Origin of the sequence: Alkalibacillus haloalkaliphilus C5, from assembly GCF_000269905.1 — a bacterium.
GTDB lineage: Bacteria > Bacillota > Bacilli > Bacillales > Alkalibacillaceae > Alkalibacillus > Alkalibacillus haloalkaliphilus_A.
Genome location: NZ_AKIF01000013.1, coordinates 1 through 17022 on the forward strand (window position 1 = coordinate 1; position 17022 = coordinate 17022).

Consider the following 17022-nt stretch of genomic DNA (forward strand, 5'->3'; position numbering starts at 1 on the left):
CCTTTCATCGGGAAGACAAGTCCACCAATTTGTGCTGTCGGGTTTAGCTCTAAAACAACACCTTCAACTTGGTCACCGCTTCGATCTACGATTAAATCGACTGCACTGTGCACTAACCCTGGAATGGCTTTTACTGCTGCAACAGCTACATCCTTAACTGATTGTGGTAATTCATCCGTTACACTAATTGGGTCACCACCAATTGAGATGTTGCTTTTATCAGTTAAGTACAGCTTCTCGCCTTCTGGTAGCACTGATTTTAGCGTATAACCTTGTTTTTCAATAAAGTGTCGCGTCTCTGGATTTTGCTTAATTAAACAGCTGACTAATCTAGGGTTGCGCTTCTTCTGTTCGTTTTTTATGTCGATTAGCTGCTTTACTGTATTCTCACCATTACCGATGACATTAGCTGGTTCTCTTAACATGGCTCCAACGACTTTATCGCCTACTACATATAGCCGATGTTCGTCACCTGGAATGTGCTCTTCAATAATAATATCATTTATTTCAAGAGTTTTCTGTATATAGTTAATAGCGTTCTCTAAATCTTCTTCTGTACCAATGTTAGTGAAAACTCCTCTACCGTAACTTCCGTCTGAAGGTTTCACAACGACTGGGTATCCTACTTTATTGGCCACTTCTTTAGCAAAGTCAATTGACTCAAGTTGTGTCAACTCTTGGCCTTGTGGTGTTCTAACCCCTTCTCGTTCTAAGTGAACTTTCGTTTGCTGTTTGTCTTTGCCAATGTCTACTGCTCCGTTAGAAACGAGGTCACCTCTCGTTTTAAAGAAGTAATGAACGCGTTCTTTAGAGCTTAGTGAAAAGAGATGTCCTGGCTTTTCTACGTACCAAGTTCTCATATCTTTAAATTTCTCGGAATCTTTAACATGCCATTTAAGAGTCAGGCCTCTTCTCCAACCTTCTAATGCCATTAAGTATGCATCAAGTTGATAACCTTGTGCATTTTCAATCATTGATGGCTGTAGATGGGATAGCCATTCCTCATTGATATTATCCATCTTGGTCCTCCTCGGATGTTGCTAATTCATAACTCCATTGATGAAAGATGTTAAATTCTTTCCCTTTTAATAAATCAGCTTTAATTCTTGTTTCTGCATTTAAATAATATTGACCTAACTTCCTATCTGTTTCACGATCGAATTCATCGTAATTACCTGGATAAGGTGTAAACTCATTAAAAATGTAATCTTCTTCCGATTTCATAAAATCTATACGCATAAATGGTAAAGGGATCTCTTGGCTAATGGTTTCAACTTTGTCAATAATCTCTTGTGAGACGCCTTTACCTTTGTATAATCGATCATCATACTTGGCTAAGCTAACACGTTTACCGTCTTTACTCCACCAACAATATTTTACCTCAGGAACTCTTGTTATTTCTAATATGAGTGCAACTTCTCCATAAAATGTATAAAATTTATAATCCGTTGTCGATTCCCCATTCTCTTCTATTAGCTCTTCCATGTACCATTCATCTTTTAGTACGTGTCCTTTATATAAGTCTTCACTAATAGAGTGACTTAATTGTTCCCAATTATTAAGTAATTCCCCAGTTTTAATATTAATGATTTGATTAGGTTCCATCGCTAAATAAACACCACGGGAACCTGCTCCTTCTGTTGGCTTAATCACTGTTGGGTACTGTTCTGGTACTGTTTCAAAGCCTATATATACTGGACTTGTCCAAGGTCTGTTTAATCTAAGCATATCAGCTAAATTATAAGCGGCCATCTTATCGTCTAGTTGCTTTTCAATCGGGTTTTGTTGCTGTTGTGAACGACTAGCTTGTAAGTTGAGTAATGCTGTAAAAGATGACATTCGACTTAAGTCAACGTGTCGATCTAAATTACCGTAACGAATAATATACTCTGGTATTTCTTCTACGTTTAGGTGATCAACCATTGTTTGATATAGTTCACGTCTAAACGGTTTCTGTTCGTTGTGATAAGACCTAGCTAGCTTGTTCATCGTTTCATTATATTGACCATCGATTCTTTGCTTTTGTTCAAGTAAGTTCTCGGTTACAGCTAATGTCTGGCCTGTCTGTTTAAGCTCTTTATAATTTAGTGCTTGATTAACTTCAGGATGTTCTATTTGTAATTGAGCGACCTCTTGCCTCAAAGCCTCATTTTCTTCTAATGCTTGCTTGTAAGCTTCTTTATAAGCCGCTATTTCTTTTGAAGGTTTAAATAGTTTAGAAGGCCAAACGAGCACCTTTGCGATTTTGTACCAACGGCTTTTTTCGATCTGCTTAATGTCTTTCTCTAGCTGTTTGTTCTCGTTGTTTAGTTTTTTAAGCTCCATCTGGTCTTTAATAGGGTCTGGGCTCATGGCCTTCCCTCCTTCAAGTTAAATTCTTTCTGAATCTGTTAAAGCACCTGCAATTCGGTTGTGATGTAATGAATAACCAAATGTTCTCTCAACATAATGGAATGCTGTTTGTACTTGTTGGTCATACCATTCAGGGTTGTCTATAAGTTCTAAAATCGTCTTCTGCACATCTGGCCATTCTACATAGATCGCCGCTTCACCGAATACTGGCTTATAGATTGGTGGCAGAATGACTGGAATACCTACTGACATCGCTTCAAACATGACACGACCGAATGCTTCCATTAAGTCTGGGTGTGTATAGTATAAGAAAACGTCGAGATCTTCTAGAAATTGTTTAGGTTCTTTTTCGCCAAATGCGTAAATCGTCCAGTTATCAGGTTGATAGCCTAATAATTCGACTGGCGATTTTGCGCCACCTAATATGTGCACTTCAAATGGCTCCTTCTCTGGATAAACCGACAATAAGACTTCTTGGTCGTTCGGCCACTTTACGTAATGGTCTCGTGAGTGTCGTCCTATTTTTATTTTATCATTGTTTGGCTTGTTTGAACGTTTCCATTCTTCAAGATTAATAATATTTAACCAGTCTTCTTTCGATAAGTTGATGTGTTTTAGGTCTTCTCGGTGATACTTCTCTAAACTTTCACGCATGACAGGTCCGATCGGATGCCAAATACCTTTTTTACCGAAGTAGTCTTGTGCGCGTTTCGCTGTTTTATTAATATCATAAAGCGTTCGAGCTCCTTCACTGTACTCGTGTTTCGGTGTTTGGTTAACGATGACTTTGAGCTGTTTAGCTTCTATGTCTGGTACGTATTTTTGCCATTCTTGTAAGATCGGCGGATGCCTCAAGATTAATAGATCACAACTCACTTGCTCTCCATAAACAACCATCGACACTTGATCTCCATCAATTTGCTTTCGAACTTGTGGGTTGATTTGTCTTGAAGATGTGACATCGAATCGATTAAGTTGAACGAGTCCTGTTTTTAAATTGGCTTGTTTTTGTGCTTTAATCTCTTCGATGTTCGACATGTTCGTGCCACCGAGTAAACGGAAGTCAGACGCAATGATGACATCAAAGTGGCGCCTGCCGTTTTGCTTTAACTCGCGGTTCGGCTTCATTGGTTCAGGTACAGGATACAGTCGCTTCTCCATTGGATACGGGTAATATAAATTGTCATGATGCGTTTCATGGTAAGCAGTTTGCGATTCTTTATATTCTTTACGTGCTCCCATGAAGAATCCTGGATAACCGAAAGCTGAACTGCCTGTAAGTGAACTTGATGATTGTCTTTGAAAAGAAAGTGGTCCTGATTTCATGTCGTGGACTGCTTCCTTGCCGAAAACGAGTTTAAGTCTAGTTTTAAATTCCCCGTCAGCACCGAAACGTACGCTATCCCAATAGCCTAGTTTGTCTAATGCTTCTTTTCGAAACATGAGTGATGACATGTTTGGGAAAATGTAAGTGCCTGGTCGACCACGTCGGTAAAATTCCATCTCATCAGTTAATCTTGCTTGTTGTGACGTGTTAGCGATCAATTTAGAGTTGTCGATTAGGTGACGCGCTTGAACTTCAATCTTCTCTGGATGTGACCAATCGTCAGCATCGTTAATGGTGATGAAGTCACCGTTTGCGATGTTTAAGGCGTCATTCCTTGCAACGTAAGGGCCACTATTTTGACTCGTTTGGATCACTTTCACTCGGTTATCACGTTGTTCATAAAGTTTAGCGGCTTCATAAGTTTCATCTTGGCTGCAGTCATCGACAACGATAATTTCTAAGTTTTCATATGTTTGCTTCAGCATCGATTCGATCGCAACATGGATTGTGTCAGCTGAGTTATAAGCTGGAATAATGACTGTGACGAGCTTATCGTAAAGCTTCTTTGGCAAATCTGGTGTTACGTTAAGTAATGCGTTGTAGTCATTCGTGTCATGACTCTTTTGACTAAGTAGTGGTTTAAGATTAGTTTGCTTAAATGCTTTATTAATATAGACGATTTTTCGGCTAAAGCTTGAAGCTAAACTTGCTTTGGCTAATAGCAAGTCCGCATGGACGTTTGTTTTAAGTGCTTGATCAATAAGCTCATTGGCTTCTTCAGTCTGTCCTAATAAATGTAGCGATTCGGCTTTTAATACGGTTGCTTGCTCTTTACGCTTAGCATTGCGGTCTTTTCGAATGACTGTATTTAAATAGTCAATTGCTTTTAACGCTGATTGTTGGTCATATTGGTTCACATACCATAAACCTAATTCGAACCCTGCACGCATTCGAACAGCTTTTATATCTGACTTGTTGTACATATAGTCGAGTTCTTCTAACCCTTTATGTGTAAAGCCCATTTCATAAAGTTGATATTTGACTTTATTTACTTTTTTCGTTGCTTTTTGTTCGTTAATCTTTGGGTTTATGAACTCTCTTGGGCTTCGTTTGCGCGTTGCATATTTTTTCGCCAAACGGATATTCCGCTTCACGATGGGTAGCCTTTCAGATACTAGACGACTAACCATGTTATGTCTGACAGTGTTGTAATGTCTTCTTTTCGAATAGTATTCGATGGTTAATTGTTCATTAAGTTGTCTTGCTTCTTCGAGTTGTTTTTCAACATGGTTAGAGTCTTGTTTAGACATCTTTTCGGCACTCCTTTAAACGGTCGGCGTGTTTTTGATATCCGAAATGTTTTTCGACGTACTCTAAAGCAATGTTCACTTGGTTCTCATACATCTCGTCGTCTGCCATTAATTGGTCGACAATCGAGAGTACTTCATCTGTTTCAGCATAAATCGCCGCTTCTTTAAAGACGGGTTCGAACACTGGCGGTAAGATGACTGGTACTCCAACGGCCATCGCCTCGAATATGACTCGACCGAAAGCTTCTTTAAGCTCTGGGTGAGTGTAGTACGCAAATACATCGATTTCTTTAAGGAATTCTTTAGGGTGCATGTCGCCAACTGATAGATCGTCCAGTTATCTGGCTGCTTTCCTAACAGTTCGACTGGCGCTTTAGCCCCTCCTAAAATTCGCACTTCATAAGGGTCAGTGTTTGGATAAACTTTAAACAGCTCTTCTTCTGACGTTGGCCATTTAACAGCATGGTCTCTTGAATGACGACCGATCACTACTTTGTCATGGTTCGGTCGCTTGTCGCGTCTCCATTCATCGATGTTAATAATGTTAATCCAATCGTCGTCTGATAGATTAATGAGACTGAGATCGTCCTTATGATAAGTTAATAACGCATCTCGCATAACAGGACCAATGGGTGACCATGTGCCAGCTGTGCCGAAGTATTCATTTAACCGTTTCACACTTGTTGGAATTTCATAAAGTGTCTCGCCTGTTTCGCTATAATCACGTTTTGGTGTTTGGTTAACAATGACTTGGACACTTTTGGCATCTATATCAGGTAAATACGTTTGACGTTCTTCTAAGATCGGTGGATGTCTTAATACTAAGACGTCACAGCTTACTTCCTCACCGTAAACGATGAGTTGGACTTGTTCGCCGTCAATTTGTTCGCGTACTTTCGGGTTCATTTCTTTTAATGAATTGAGTTCGTATCTTGATAGTTGAACGAGTCCTGTCTTTAACCCTAAATCTTTTTGAGCTTTAATCTCTTCAATGTTCGACATGTTCGTTCCGCCAAGTAAGCGAAATTCTGACACGATAATAACATCAAAGTGACGTCGACCATTTTGTTTCGATTCACGGTTTGGCTTCATCGGCTCAGGTACTGGGAAAGGTCGAGTTGTCATTGGGAAATCGTATTTTAATTGATCTGGATTTTGCTCGTGATAAGCTGCCTGAGCATCACGATATTCTCTCCTTGCTCCCATGAAGTAACCTGGAAAGCCGAATGCTGAACTAGCCGTCAGCGAGCCACTCGATTGACGTTGGAATGAGAGCGGTGCTGTCGATAAGTATTTAACGGACTTCTCACCATATGTGATCTTCACTCTTTTAACGAACTCGGCATCGCCACCGAAACGGACTTGATCCCAATAACCTAATTCATGAAGCACTTCTTTACGGAACATAAATGATGACATGTTCGGGAAAAAGAACTGGCCGAATTTACCGCGGCGATAAAATTCAAGCTGTTCTGTTGCGCGCGCTTGTTGTGAAAAGTTCCCCATAATATTAGGGTTTTCAATAAGATCGCGTACTTGTGTTTCAATTTTAAGTGGATGTGACCAATCATCAGCATCATTAATTGTAATAAACTCACCCGTTGCTACATTAAGTGCTGTATTCCTGGCTGTATAAGCTCCACCATTTTGTTCTGTTTGGATCACTTTAATTCTGTCATCAATTGATTCATATTGTTTGGCTAATTCAAACGTATCGTCTTGGCTACAATCATCAACGACGATAATTTCAAGGTTACGCCAAGTTTGTTTTCTTAGCGATTCAATGGCGATTTCAATCATATTCCCTGCATTATAAACTGGGACAATAATGGATACTTTACCTTCTTCATCAACTGGCTGTAATTGATCATCAGTCACATCAAGACGGTCGTATAGATCGTAATCTTTGTCCGTGAAATGGACTGTCTTTTCATTGTGCTGTTCATACACTTTGTTAATCCACTTCAATTGGTCTTGTTCATTGGTCTGAGCATTAGCCATAGCTAAGAAGATGTCAGGGTTGGTAGTATTTTTGTAACGTTCAAGTGTGTTAATCGCCTGGTTATGCTCACCTAAGTTTCTTAATGACTCTGCTTCCATAATAGCGATGCGTTGTTGTTCTGTTTCATCTTTCGTTAACGGCTTCATTTCCTCTAATATTGAGAGTGTTTCTTTGTCATCTTCTTCTGTATATTTATTGGCATGCCAAAGAGCCAGCTCTATTCCAGCTAGCTTCTTTAAAAATTGATTTTCATCTTGTTTAAAATAACCTACAAGTTCTTCGATTGCTTTCTCGTAAAAACCAAGCTCGTAAAGCTTGAACTTCGCTCGTTCAATTTTACGAACTTGTTGTTGTTTTTTTCCGGGTTTCAATACAGATTTTACTTTTTCTTTTTGATTGTCTGTTAGTAAATTGCTTAGTTTTTCTTTTTGTGATGGTTTGAGCAATGTATAAAGAATCCAATCAAGGGCTTTGGATACTGCTCGTTTGATCGCACGTAACACGTTAACCACTTCCAACTTTGATTTATAATTAACCTTTTCTCTTCACAGATTCTTTGTACTGTTCAACGACTTCTTCAGCTTCGCCATCGGAAACAATCTGACCTTGTTCCATCCAAATCGCTCTTGTACACACTTGTTTAACGAAGCGCATGCTGTGTGAAACGATAATGACGGCTTTAGCACTTTCCATCATTTCTTGAATCTTCTCACTAGCTTTCTCTTTAAAAGCCATATCTCCTGTTGATAATGCTTCGTCAATAATGAAGATATCTGGTTTTAATTGAGCGGCAATACTAAAGCCTAATCGTGCTGCCATACCGCTTGAATAGTACTTAACTGGTTTATCAATTGACTTACGAATACCTGAGAAGTCAATAATGTTCTCTAACTCACGGTCTACGACATCTTTTGGAATATTTAATAGCATTCCGTTTAAGTAAATGTTGTCACGTCCAGATAGTTGGGCGTTAAATCCTGTACCGTAACCGAGTAAGGCTGATGTGTCACCTTGAATGAGAATGCTACCTTGATCAGGTCTTAAAATATTTGTGAGTAGCTTACACAACGTACTCTTACCAGCTCCGTTATGCCCTATAATGCCAACGACTTCGCCTTCACGAATTTCGAAGTCAAGGTCTTTTAACGCGTGAAACGGTTTACGTCCAAGCTTATATTCAACCGTTGCATCATCTGCTTTGACAATGACATTGTCTTTCACTTCGGCGTTTGCTTTCACTAGTTCAAAGCTACGATTGCGCTTCGGTCGCTTTGGAACACTATCGCGATACATTTTGGCTACTTCTTTCGGGTCTCCGTCTGCTTTAATTTCACCTTGGTCAAGCCAAACTAGACGATCACAGTTACGCTTAGCATAATTCAAACTGTGCGTAACGATAATAACCATCTTCGCTTGCTTGACGAGTTCTTTCATTTTGTCAGCAGCTTTTTTACCAAACTGTGCATCACCTGTATTAAGCGCTTCATCGAGTATTAATATTTCTGGATTTAAGTGTGATGTGACACTGAAGCCTAATCTCGCTTTCATACCACTAGAGTAGTACTTCATAGGCTGTTCAATGAACTCCCCTAAACCAGAAAACTCATGGATCGTTTCGAAGTATTCATCGATTGTATCTTTCGGGATTCCTAGCATCATCCCGTTTAAGTAAACATTTTCACGGCCTGTTAATTCTTTGTTGAAGCCCATTCCGAGTGAGAAAAGTGCGGATACTTCACCATCTGTATACACACTTCCTTCATCTGGCTTTAAAATGCCCGAAATAAGCTTACATAACGTCGTTTTACCCGAGCCGTTTGAACCGATTATACCGAGAATTTCACCTTGGTAACCTTTTAAGTCAAGATTGCGAATCGGCCAAAACTCTTTTTCTTTAGGCTCGTCGTCTTTTTTCGAAAATAAGTTAAAGACTTTGGACTTGTAGTCTTCTGTTGTCCCTGCACGGAATGAGACACCTAAGTCTTTTACTTCTAAAACGACTTCTCTATTCTCTTGTTTTTCATGTGTCACTTGTTCTTGTACCATCGAACAACCTCATTTACAATGCTTTAATAATTTTGTGTTCATTCTTACTATAGAAATAGATCATCACGTAAAACAGTAGGAAAGAAATCGCAAAAACATTCAATAACCCTAAAAAGTCTGGATTTGTTTGATACATTAAAACGTTACGGTAAGAACCGACTAGGATCGCTATAGGATTATAGTCAACGAGAAAATCTAGTGATATAACTGTAGAGCCAATCACAAGTTCTTCACCCTTCAAACGTCCACCTGCCCAAATAATCGGTGAAGCATAGAATAAGATACGTGTAACGTGGGTTAATAAATGATCGATATCTCTAACGAAAACCGTAATGTATGCTAAAAACATTCCAATACTTAATAAAAAGACTAACTGCGTCAGTATAATTAGTGGAATGTAAACCACTTGCCAACCTGGCATGACACCGAAGAAGGCTAAAAATGTTGCGACAATAATTAAACCGAAAGAGAAGTTCACCATTTGTGTAAAGGCTACTGAAATTGGGAAAATCGATTTCGGTAAATAAACTTGGTTAATAATTGAACCATGCTTCATAATCGATTTTGCAGACGAGTTAATGGTCGTCTGCGCCCAACGCCATGCCACTAAACCAATAACTAAGAAAACGGCGAATGGTTCTTCTTCACCTCTATTTAGAACAATCTTTAATAGGAAGTAATAGACAAGGACGTTTAATAGTGGGTCTAACAACCACCAAAAATAGCCTAAGTAACTATTACGATTATCAGCTTTTAGTCCAGATTTAACGAGGTAATATAATAAATCTTTTCGTTTAAGCATTTCTTGAAAATAAGTTCTCATAAGCGTTCCTCACACATCCCATGATATTATATCTTGTACTTGCGCTGTTGCTGCATCTTTCTTATATAGAAATAGACATAGTGCGTAAAGTACCATGCGCTTTTTAGTACATTCATTCCGAAGCGCTCTCGATAAATTCTCCAATTGAGTTTCGCTACTTTTAATTTGTTACTGGAGATCGAATTTGATACTTTGCGATATTTACTCAGCACTTCTTGTAAGGCATAGGCTTTGAAACCTTCCTTCGTAATATCTAACCACAACAAGTAATCTTGTCTATTTCTCATTAAGTCCATTTGAACATGGCCGACTTTTTTCCGGTCAAGCATAACAGTTAAGCAACCGATATGACAAAACTTCAGTAAGTCTTTATACTTTAACTCATTCGGAATTTCGTATGGTGCACCAGTCAGATGGCCATCTTCATCGATGACTTTATACTGTGTGTGCGAAAAGGCGATATCGCGAATTTTCATATTACGGTATTGTTTTTCAAGCTTTTCTGGTAACCATAGATCATCACTGTCTAAAAAGGCGATGAAGCGACCTTTAGCTAGGTCCATTGCGACATTTCTTGCATAACCAGCGCCTTTATTCTCATCCAGTTTGTGTAACTTAATTCGTGAATCATGTTGTTGGATCGATTCAATGATTTCAATTGTTCGGTCGGCTGAACCATCATCGACTATAATCATTTCCCAATTTTCAATGGTTTGTGCTTGTACTGATTTAATCGTTTCTTTGATAAATTGTTCTGAGTTATAAGTTGGTGTGATCACCGAAATAATTGAATCGACATATTCATATCGCTGTTCCATTTAAGATACACCTACACCTTTACTTGTGTGGTTTGATTTGTTCATACCACTTAATAAGTTTATTCTCTTCTACGCCCCAATGCAACCCATCTAATACAGCCTTTCTTCCGTTTTCGGCTAGCTGTTTTGCATACTCTGGTTTGCTGCGAAGTGTTTCGATCGCTTGTTTAATTTCAGCTGGGTTATTAGGGTCGACTGTGATACCACAATTATGTTTTAAGATGAATTCGTCCCATTTTTCAAAGTTTGAACAAATAATCGGTAAACCAGCCGCCATATACTCAAAGAATTTCGTTAGTTCTTTCTTTAAATAATGGTCAGTCGGTGGAAAGATTGCAACACCTGCTAGCCAATCGTCTTGCATGTAAGCATTCTCTATCTCGTCTTTCGGAACGTATTCGTCAATTCCTTTAAAGTAGATTCGGTTTTCGGTCTCTCCTGCGATTTCTTTTATTTGTTCTGCAAAGGGTTTGCGGCAATACCCGACAAAGTGCATTTCGACTTGATCATCGATTGCTGGTAATTCTGCATGGTGTAACGCACCTCGTTCTAGTGTTACGTTTCCAGTGTATAATAGTTTATTAGTTTTAGTATTTCCTAAATTTTCTTTATTTAAAATGCGTTCACTTATAATCGGATAATTTAAAATGTCTTGTCCTGTTGGGTACTTCTCATTGTAATACTTTTCAGCAATGACTTTCTCCATTTTACGACTGAATAACTTCTCTACCAATTTAAAAGTTTTGGCCACTACTCGTCTTAACGGTTTTGGCAAATATTCCTTTTGAAGCATAGCTGTTTCATAATCTTCGTGAATATCATAGATGACCGTATTATGTTTGTTTTTAAGAAGCCATGCAACCGGTAGAAGCTCTGGGTCGTGAAAATGGTAATAATCTGCTTTAAGCTGTTTTGCTCGTTTGTATAATTCGAGTGAACTGAAAATCATCCGTTTGAATTTGTTGTTGTGTTTTGTAATGGTGATGGTTTGCAATTCATCTTCACTAATATGTTCATTCGCTTCAGGGGCGATTAACGTCACATCATAGCCCGCTTTGTTAAGTGACTGGCATTGCTTATAATAAATTCTTGGGTCTAACGGGTGATGGACTGTCGTTAAGTGTGCGACTTTAGCTGACATTGAAGCGCCCCCTTTCTATTGATTAAATGTATTTAAAATCACTTGTCCATAGCGTGAGACTATTTTGTTAGCGTTAAAGAATTCAGCACGTTCTTCACCTTTGTTTACTCTCATTTGTAAAGCTTCTGGGGGTAAAGTTAATGTCTCCGTCATCGCTTCACTAATAGACTTTGGATCGCCAACTGGACATAAGTCACCATATTCACCATTTGCAAGCACTTCTGATGGTCCTGACTTGCAGTTCGTTGAGACAACTGGTGTTCCACTCGCTAATGCTTCTGCAATCACATGACTAAACCCTTCGTGTATTGATGTTAAAACGAACAAATCCGCTTCATGAAAGAAAATATACGGATTATCTTGAAAGCCGATGAAATGCACACGATCTCCAACGTTTAATTCACGTGCTAAATGTTTCAACTCTTCTTCAAGCGGCCCTTCTCCTAAAATAACGAGTTGTGATTTAACTTGTTCGTTTGTTTTAGCAAAAGCTTTAATTAATGTATCATGATCTTTTTGCTTAACGAGTCGTCCTGCTGTTACGATCACTTTTTCATTTTGGTTAAAAATTGGCGCGACCTCTTTTGGTAATTCGCCTGTTTCAATTTGTTGCTTTATATTTTCTATATCTAAAGGGTTATAAACAACCTCTATAGCATTCGATTTCAGTTTGTATTTTTCGACTAAGTTTTGTTTAACGCCTTCTGACAATGAAATGACTTGGTCTGTTCTATTATAAAAACGGCCGTAGACTAAGCATTTTAAATTGCCGAGGAGCGAACCACCGACGTGATCCGCTTCTCGCACAACAACTTTAGCTCTTGTAAATGATAACATTTTCGCTAAAATCGCAACCATATTGTAATTCGGGATCGTACTAAAGACGATATCGACTTTTTCTTTACGAATGATTTTCGCTAAAGGTAATATTCCGCTTCTTAACCGTTTAGCATCTAACTTAATAAACTGGACGTCTTCATTAACGTATTGTTCGTATTCACCATCGTGATTCAGCGTGACTAACATCGGCTCGAACTTATTGCGGTCAAGATTGTTCATAACGTTCAATAAAGTTCGTGCCGCGCCACCTTTTCCCATCGTATATATGAAAAAGAGTATTTTTTTACGTTTCATATGCTTCATCCTTTATTGGGAAAAGTTTAATTAGCGACCGACAGAGTAGTAAGTCATGCTACTTACTTCTTCAGCGCCATAAATGTTACGCCCATCGAAAACGACTGGGTTCTGAATCGCTTTGAAAGCTTCATTGTTAAATAAATCTTTAAACTCATCCCACTCCGTTAAGATTAAAATCGCATCGACATTTTGAATCGTATTCTCTGTGTTGTTTTGATAATTAATGCGGTCGTCGAGAACTTGTTTGGCATTGTCCATTGCGATCGGGTCAAATGCTTTAACAGTCGCACCTGCATCAAGTAATTCTTTCGTCACGACAATTGATGCCGCTTCACGCATATCATCAGTATTCGGTTTAAATGCTAAGCCTAATACACCGAACGTTTTGCCTTGTAAATTACCGTTGAAGTGATCTTTTATTTTATCGACTAACAAACGTTGTTGCTGTGTGTTAACGTCGACTACTTGATTTAAAATTTTAAAGTCATAATCAACACGTTTAGCAATGTCGATTAAAGCTTTCGTATCTTTCGGGAAGCACGAGCCGCCATAACCGATTCCTGCATTTAAAAACTTGTTTCCAATACGGTCATCCATCCCCATACCTGCTGCTACATCTTCTACATTCGCACCGACACGCTCACAAATGTTCGCCACTTCGTTAATGAAGCTAATCTTCGTTGCTAAGAAGGCATTCGATGCGTATTTAATCATCTCTGCACTTGCAACATCTGTTTTATAAACCGATACATTAAATGGACGATTAATTTCTTCAATTGTGTCAGCTGCATGTTGATTATCTGCTCCAATGACAATTCTGTCACCATTAAATGTATCGTAAATGGCTGAACCTTCACGTAAAAATTCTGGGTTTGAAACGACGCTTACGTTAACATGCTCTTGTTTATGTTGTTGTAAAATTTCAAGTACGTGATGATTTGTTCCAACAGGGACCGTACTTTTCGTTACAACGATGATGTCTTGTTGTGCTGTTTCAGCAATTTGTTTAGCAACTGTTTCAACGAACGTTAAGTTAGCTGATCCATCTTCATTTTCTGGTGTTCCTACTGCGATGTAAGCAACATCTTTATCTTTGAAACCTTGCTCATAATCTGTTGTAAACGTAAGGTTGCCACTGTTAATATTACGTTCTAGTAACTCTTCTAACCCTGGCTCATAAATAGGTGATTCACTTCGTTTAAGCTTGGCGATCTTCTCTTCATCAATATCAATACATGTTACATGGTGTCCAATGTCGGCTAAACACGTCCCTGTCACTAGGCCAACATATCCTGTTCCTACAACTGCAATGTTCATGATTTACACCTCTACTTTCACATGATCTAAAATCGATTGTTTTAATGCATTTAATTTTTCTTGCGCTTGTTGTTCTGTTTCACCTTTTACAGCAAAGTAGAACTTAATTTTCGGCTCTGTGCCTGATGGCCTTAAGCAGCACCATGTGTCTTGGTCGAACTTGAATTTTATTGCATTTGTCTTCGGTAAGTTTATTGTTTCTTCGTTACCGGTTTGTACATTAGTGCGTTGTAACGTTGAGTAATCCTCTTTATACTCAAGCTTTAAACCATCCACATTGAATTCATTTAATTGTTTGAAGTCTTCAAGGATTTGGTTAATCTTCTCTTGCCCTTCAAGTCCGGCTAACTTAACTGAATGGAGGTCTTCTAAGAAATAACCATGTTGCTTATACAATTGTTGTAAAGCTTCATATAAGTTATAACCCTGTTTCTGCCAATAAGCAGCCATTTCAGCTGTCATGACCGTTGCTTGGACTGCATCTTTATCACGAGCAAACGGTTTAATTAAGCAACCATAACTTTCTTCATAGCCAAAGACGAATTGTTTTTCGTTCGTTTGTTCAAATTGCTTAATCTTTTCGCTTATAAATTTGAAACCCGTTAACACATCTTGTGTCTCTACCCCATAACTTTTCGCAATGGCACGCCCCATTTCTGAGGTTACAATTGTTTTAATCATAACACCGTCGTTAAATGATTCGTGGCGTAAAACATAGTCTAATAACAAGGCTCCGAGTTGATTACCTGTAAGAACACGGTATTCGCCTGAGTCATCTTTAACAGCTACACCTAAACGGTCTGCATCAGGGTCTGTCGCGATCAGTAATTGGGCATCGTTTTGTTTACCATACTCGATCGCTTTTGCAAACGCCTGATGTTCTTCTGGATTTGGTGATGCTACTGTCGTAAAGTTCGGATCAGCTACAGTTTGTTCTTTTACTAACGTCAAGTTAGAAAAGCCTTGCTGTTTTAACCCTTGTTCGACTAAAGAAGTCGCTGTACCGTGTAATGGTGTGAAAACGACACTTAAGCCATCTTTAGGCATGCTATGATCATATGACATGGACTCGACTTTTCTTAAGTAGGCTTGGTCAACTTCATCTTCAATCCAGTTTAATAAGTTATGCTCTTTCAGTTCTTCTTCTGTTAAGACTGGAATTGTTAACTCGTTTTCGACACTATTTACTTTCTCCATTAGTTGCTCTGATGGTTCTAACGGTAATTGACCACCGTCTTCGTTATAGACTTTAAAACCGTTATACTCAGGTGGGTTGTGACTAGCTGTAATCATGACACCATTAGCTGTCTTTAAATGTCTTACTGCAAATGATAGAAGTGGTGTTGGACGAATGTCAGTAAACAGATATGTTTTAATACCATGCACACCCATAACTTTGGCAACTTCAAGTGAGAATTGTTTCGACATATGACGTGGGTCGTGGGCAACGACGACACCTTTTTCTTTCCACTCTTCACCTTTTTCTTCTATATGTAATGCAAGGCCTTTAGCCGCTTTACGGATCGTATAAACATTCATACGGTTAATGCCTGGTCCTAATTCGCCACGCATACCACCTGTTCCAAAAGAGATTGATTGATGGAACGCTTCTTCTCGTTCGGCTTCACTAAGATTATGTAGTTGGCCTTTTAATGTCGCTTCTAATTTGTCGTAGTTCATCCATCTATTGTAGTGATCTTTCCAATCCATGTAGAAGACACTCCTTCATCTATTTTCCTATAGTGTTTCCCAAACTTTTATTATACTATTTTCTACTAGATTATGTAACAACAAAACCCCCAAAAATATGGCAATTGGGGGTCATTTGTACTATTTGACTCGTTCGTTTTGAACAAGGTTTTCTAAGAAAGGTAACAAATCTTCGCGAATGTCTTCTCGCTCTAGTGACATTTCGATCATCGTTTTTAAGAACCCTTTTATCTCACCGACGTCATAGCGCCGACCTGCAAAGTCATATGCATAAACTGATTGCGATTCATTTAAACGTTGAATAGCGTCTGTTAACTGAATTTCATTACCAGCACCAATTTCTTGATCATCTAAATAGCCCATAATTTCTGGGTTTAATACGTAACGTCCCATTATAGCTAAGTTTGATGGCTCTTCGCCTAAAGCAGGCTTTTCAACAAATTGATTCACTTTATATAGACGACCATCCTTCTCCAATGGATCGATAATGCCATAGCGATCTGTTTCACCATCTGGAACAGTTTGAACACCAATAATTGATTTACCTGTGTCATCATATTGGTTAATTAACTGCTTCAAACCGGGTGTTTCAGAACGAACGATATCGTCACCAAGCAAGACGGCAAATGGGTCATCGCCGATAAATTTACGGGCACACCATACGGCATGACCTAGACCTTTTGGTTCCTTTTGGCGAATGTAGTGAATATCGACGTTAGATGACTTTCTTACTTTTTCTAGTAAGTCAAATTTTTCTTTGTTCTCAAGCGTTTCTTCTAGCTCTAAAGAGTGGTCAAAATGGTCTTCAATTGCACGTTTACCTTTACCTGTAACAATAATAATATCTTCAATACCCGAATCAATCGCTTCTTCTACGATGTATTGAATCGTTGGTTTATCAACAATTGGTAGCATTTCTTTCGGCAATGCTTTAGTAGCTGGTAAGAAACGAGTTCCTAAACCTGCTGCTGGAATAATTGCTTTTTTAACTTTAGACATACTATAACCTCTCTTATGAATGGTTTAATAAATATTCAAT

General features: G+C 38.6%; 12 protein-coding genes and 1 pseudogene. All 13 read right to left on the reverse strand.

Annotated features, from left to right (window positions below; translation table 11 throughout):
• Positions 1-1019, reverse strand: a 1019-nt coding sequence (locus A194_RS0102585; RefSeq protein WP_017185325.1) for an ATP-grasp domain-containing protein, incomplete at its 3' end; no start/stop codon positions are given.
• Positions 1012-2352, reverse strand: a complete 1341-nt coding sequence (locus A194_RS17010; protein ID WP_017185326.1) for an ATP-grasp fold amidoligase family protein — start codon at positions 2350-2352, stop codon at positions 1012-1014. The genes A194_RS0102585 and A194_RS17010, both read right to left, overlap by 8 nt.
• An 18-nt stretch (positions 2353-2370) precedes the next feature.
• The gene (locus tag A194_RS0102595; RefSeq protein WP_017185327.1) at positions 2371-4989 is read right to left on the reverse strand and encodes a glycosyltransferase; all 2619 of its coding nucleotides are present in this window, start codon (positions 4987-4989) and stop codon (positions 2371-2373) included.
• On the reverse strand, positions 4982-5302 hold the full coding sequence (locus tag A194_RS20615; RefSeq protein WP_237718731.1) for a glycosyltransferase: 321 nt from the start codon (positions 5300-5302) through the stop codon (positions 4982-4984). The genes A194_RS0102595 and A194_RS20615 overlap by 8 nt, the downstream gene beginning before the upstream one ends.
• Positions 5303-6534: 1232 nt before the next feature.
• Positions 6535-7137: pseudogene (locus A194_RS21100) on the reverse strand (glycosyltransferase family 2 protein); the annotation flags it as partial.
• A gap of 385 nt (positions 7138-7522) precedes the next feature.
• On the reverse strand, positions 7523-9037 hold the full coding sequence (locus A194_RS0102605; RefSeq protein ID WP_017185330.1) for an ABC transporter ATP-binding protein: 1515 nt from the start codon (positions 9035-9037) through the stop codon (positions 7523-7525).
• A gap of 13 nt (positions 9038-9050) precedes the next feature.
• Positions 9051-9860 (reverse strand): ABC transporter permease, encoded by an 810-nt coding sequence (locus A194_RS0102610; protein WP_017185331.1) that lies wholly within the window; start codon positions 9858-9860, stop codon positions 9051-9053.
• A 26-nt stretch (positions 9861-9886) separates the two neighbouring features.
• Positions 9887-10678, reverse strand: a complete 792-nt coding sequence (locus tag A194_RS0102615; RefSeq protein ID WP_017185332.1) for a glycosyltransferase family 2 protein — start codon at positions 10676-10678, stop codon at positions 9887-9889.
• Positions 10679-10697: 19 nt separating this feature from the next.
• Positions 10698-11819, reverse strand: a complete 1122-nt coding sequence (locus A194_RS0102620; protein ID WP_017185333.1) for a glycosyltransferase family 4 protein — start codon at positions 11817-11819, stop codon at positions 10698-10700.
• A gap of 15 nt (positions 11820-11834) precedes the next feature.
• Positions 11835-12953, reverse strand: coding sequence for a glycosyltransferase (locus tag A194_RS0102625; protein ID WP_017185334.1), 1119 nt, complete (start codon positions 12951-12953; stop codon positions 11835-11837).
• Between the two features lie 30 nt (positions 12954-12983).
• Complete coding sequence (locus A194_RS0102630; protein ID WP_017185335.1) at positions 12984-14273, reverse strand: UDP-glucose dehydrogenase family protein; 1290 nt, start codon at positions 14271-14273, stop codon at positions 12984-12986.
• 3 nt (positions 14274-14276) lie between these two features.
• A complete protein-coding gene (locus A194_RS0102635) occupies positions 14277-15983 on the reverse strand; it encodes a phospho-sugar mutase (protein ID WP_017185336.1) in 1707 nt (568 codons plus the stop codon).
• Between the two features lie 120 nt (positions 15984-16103).
• On the reverse strand, positions 16104-16982 hold the full coding sequence (gene galU / locus A194_RS0102640; RefSeq protein WP_017185337.1) for a UTP--glucose-1-phosphate uridylyltransferase GalU: 879 nt from the start codon (positions 16980-16982) through the stop codon (positions 16104-16106).
• Between the last annotated feature and the right edge of the window lie 40 nt (positions 16983-17022).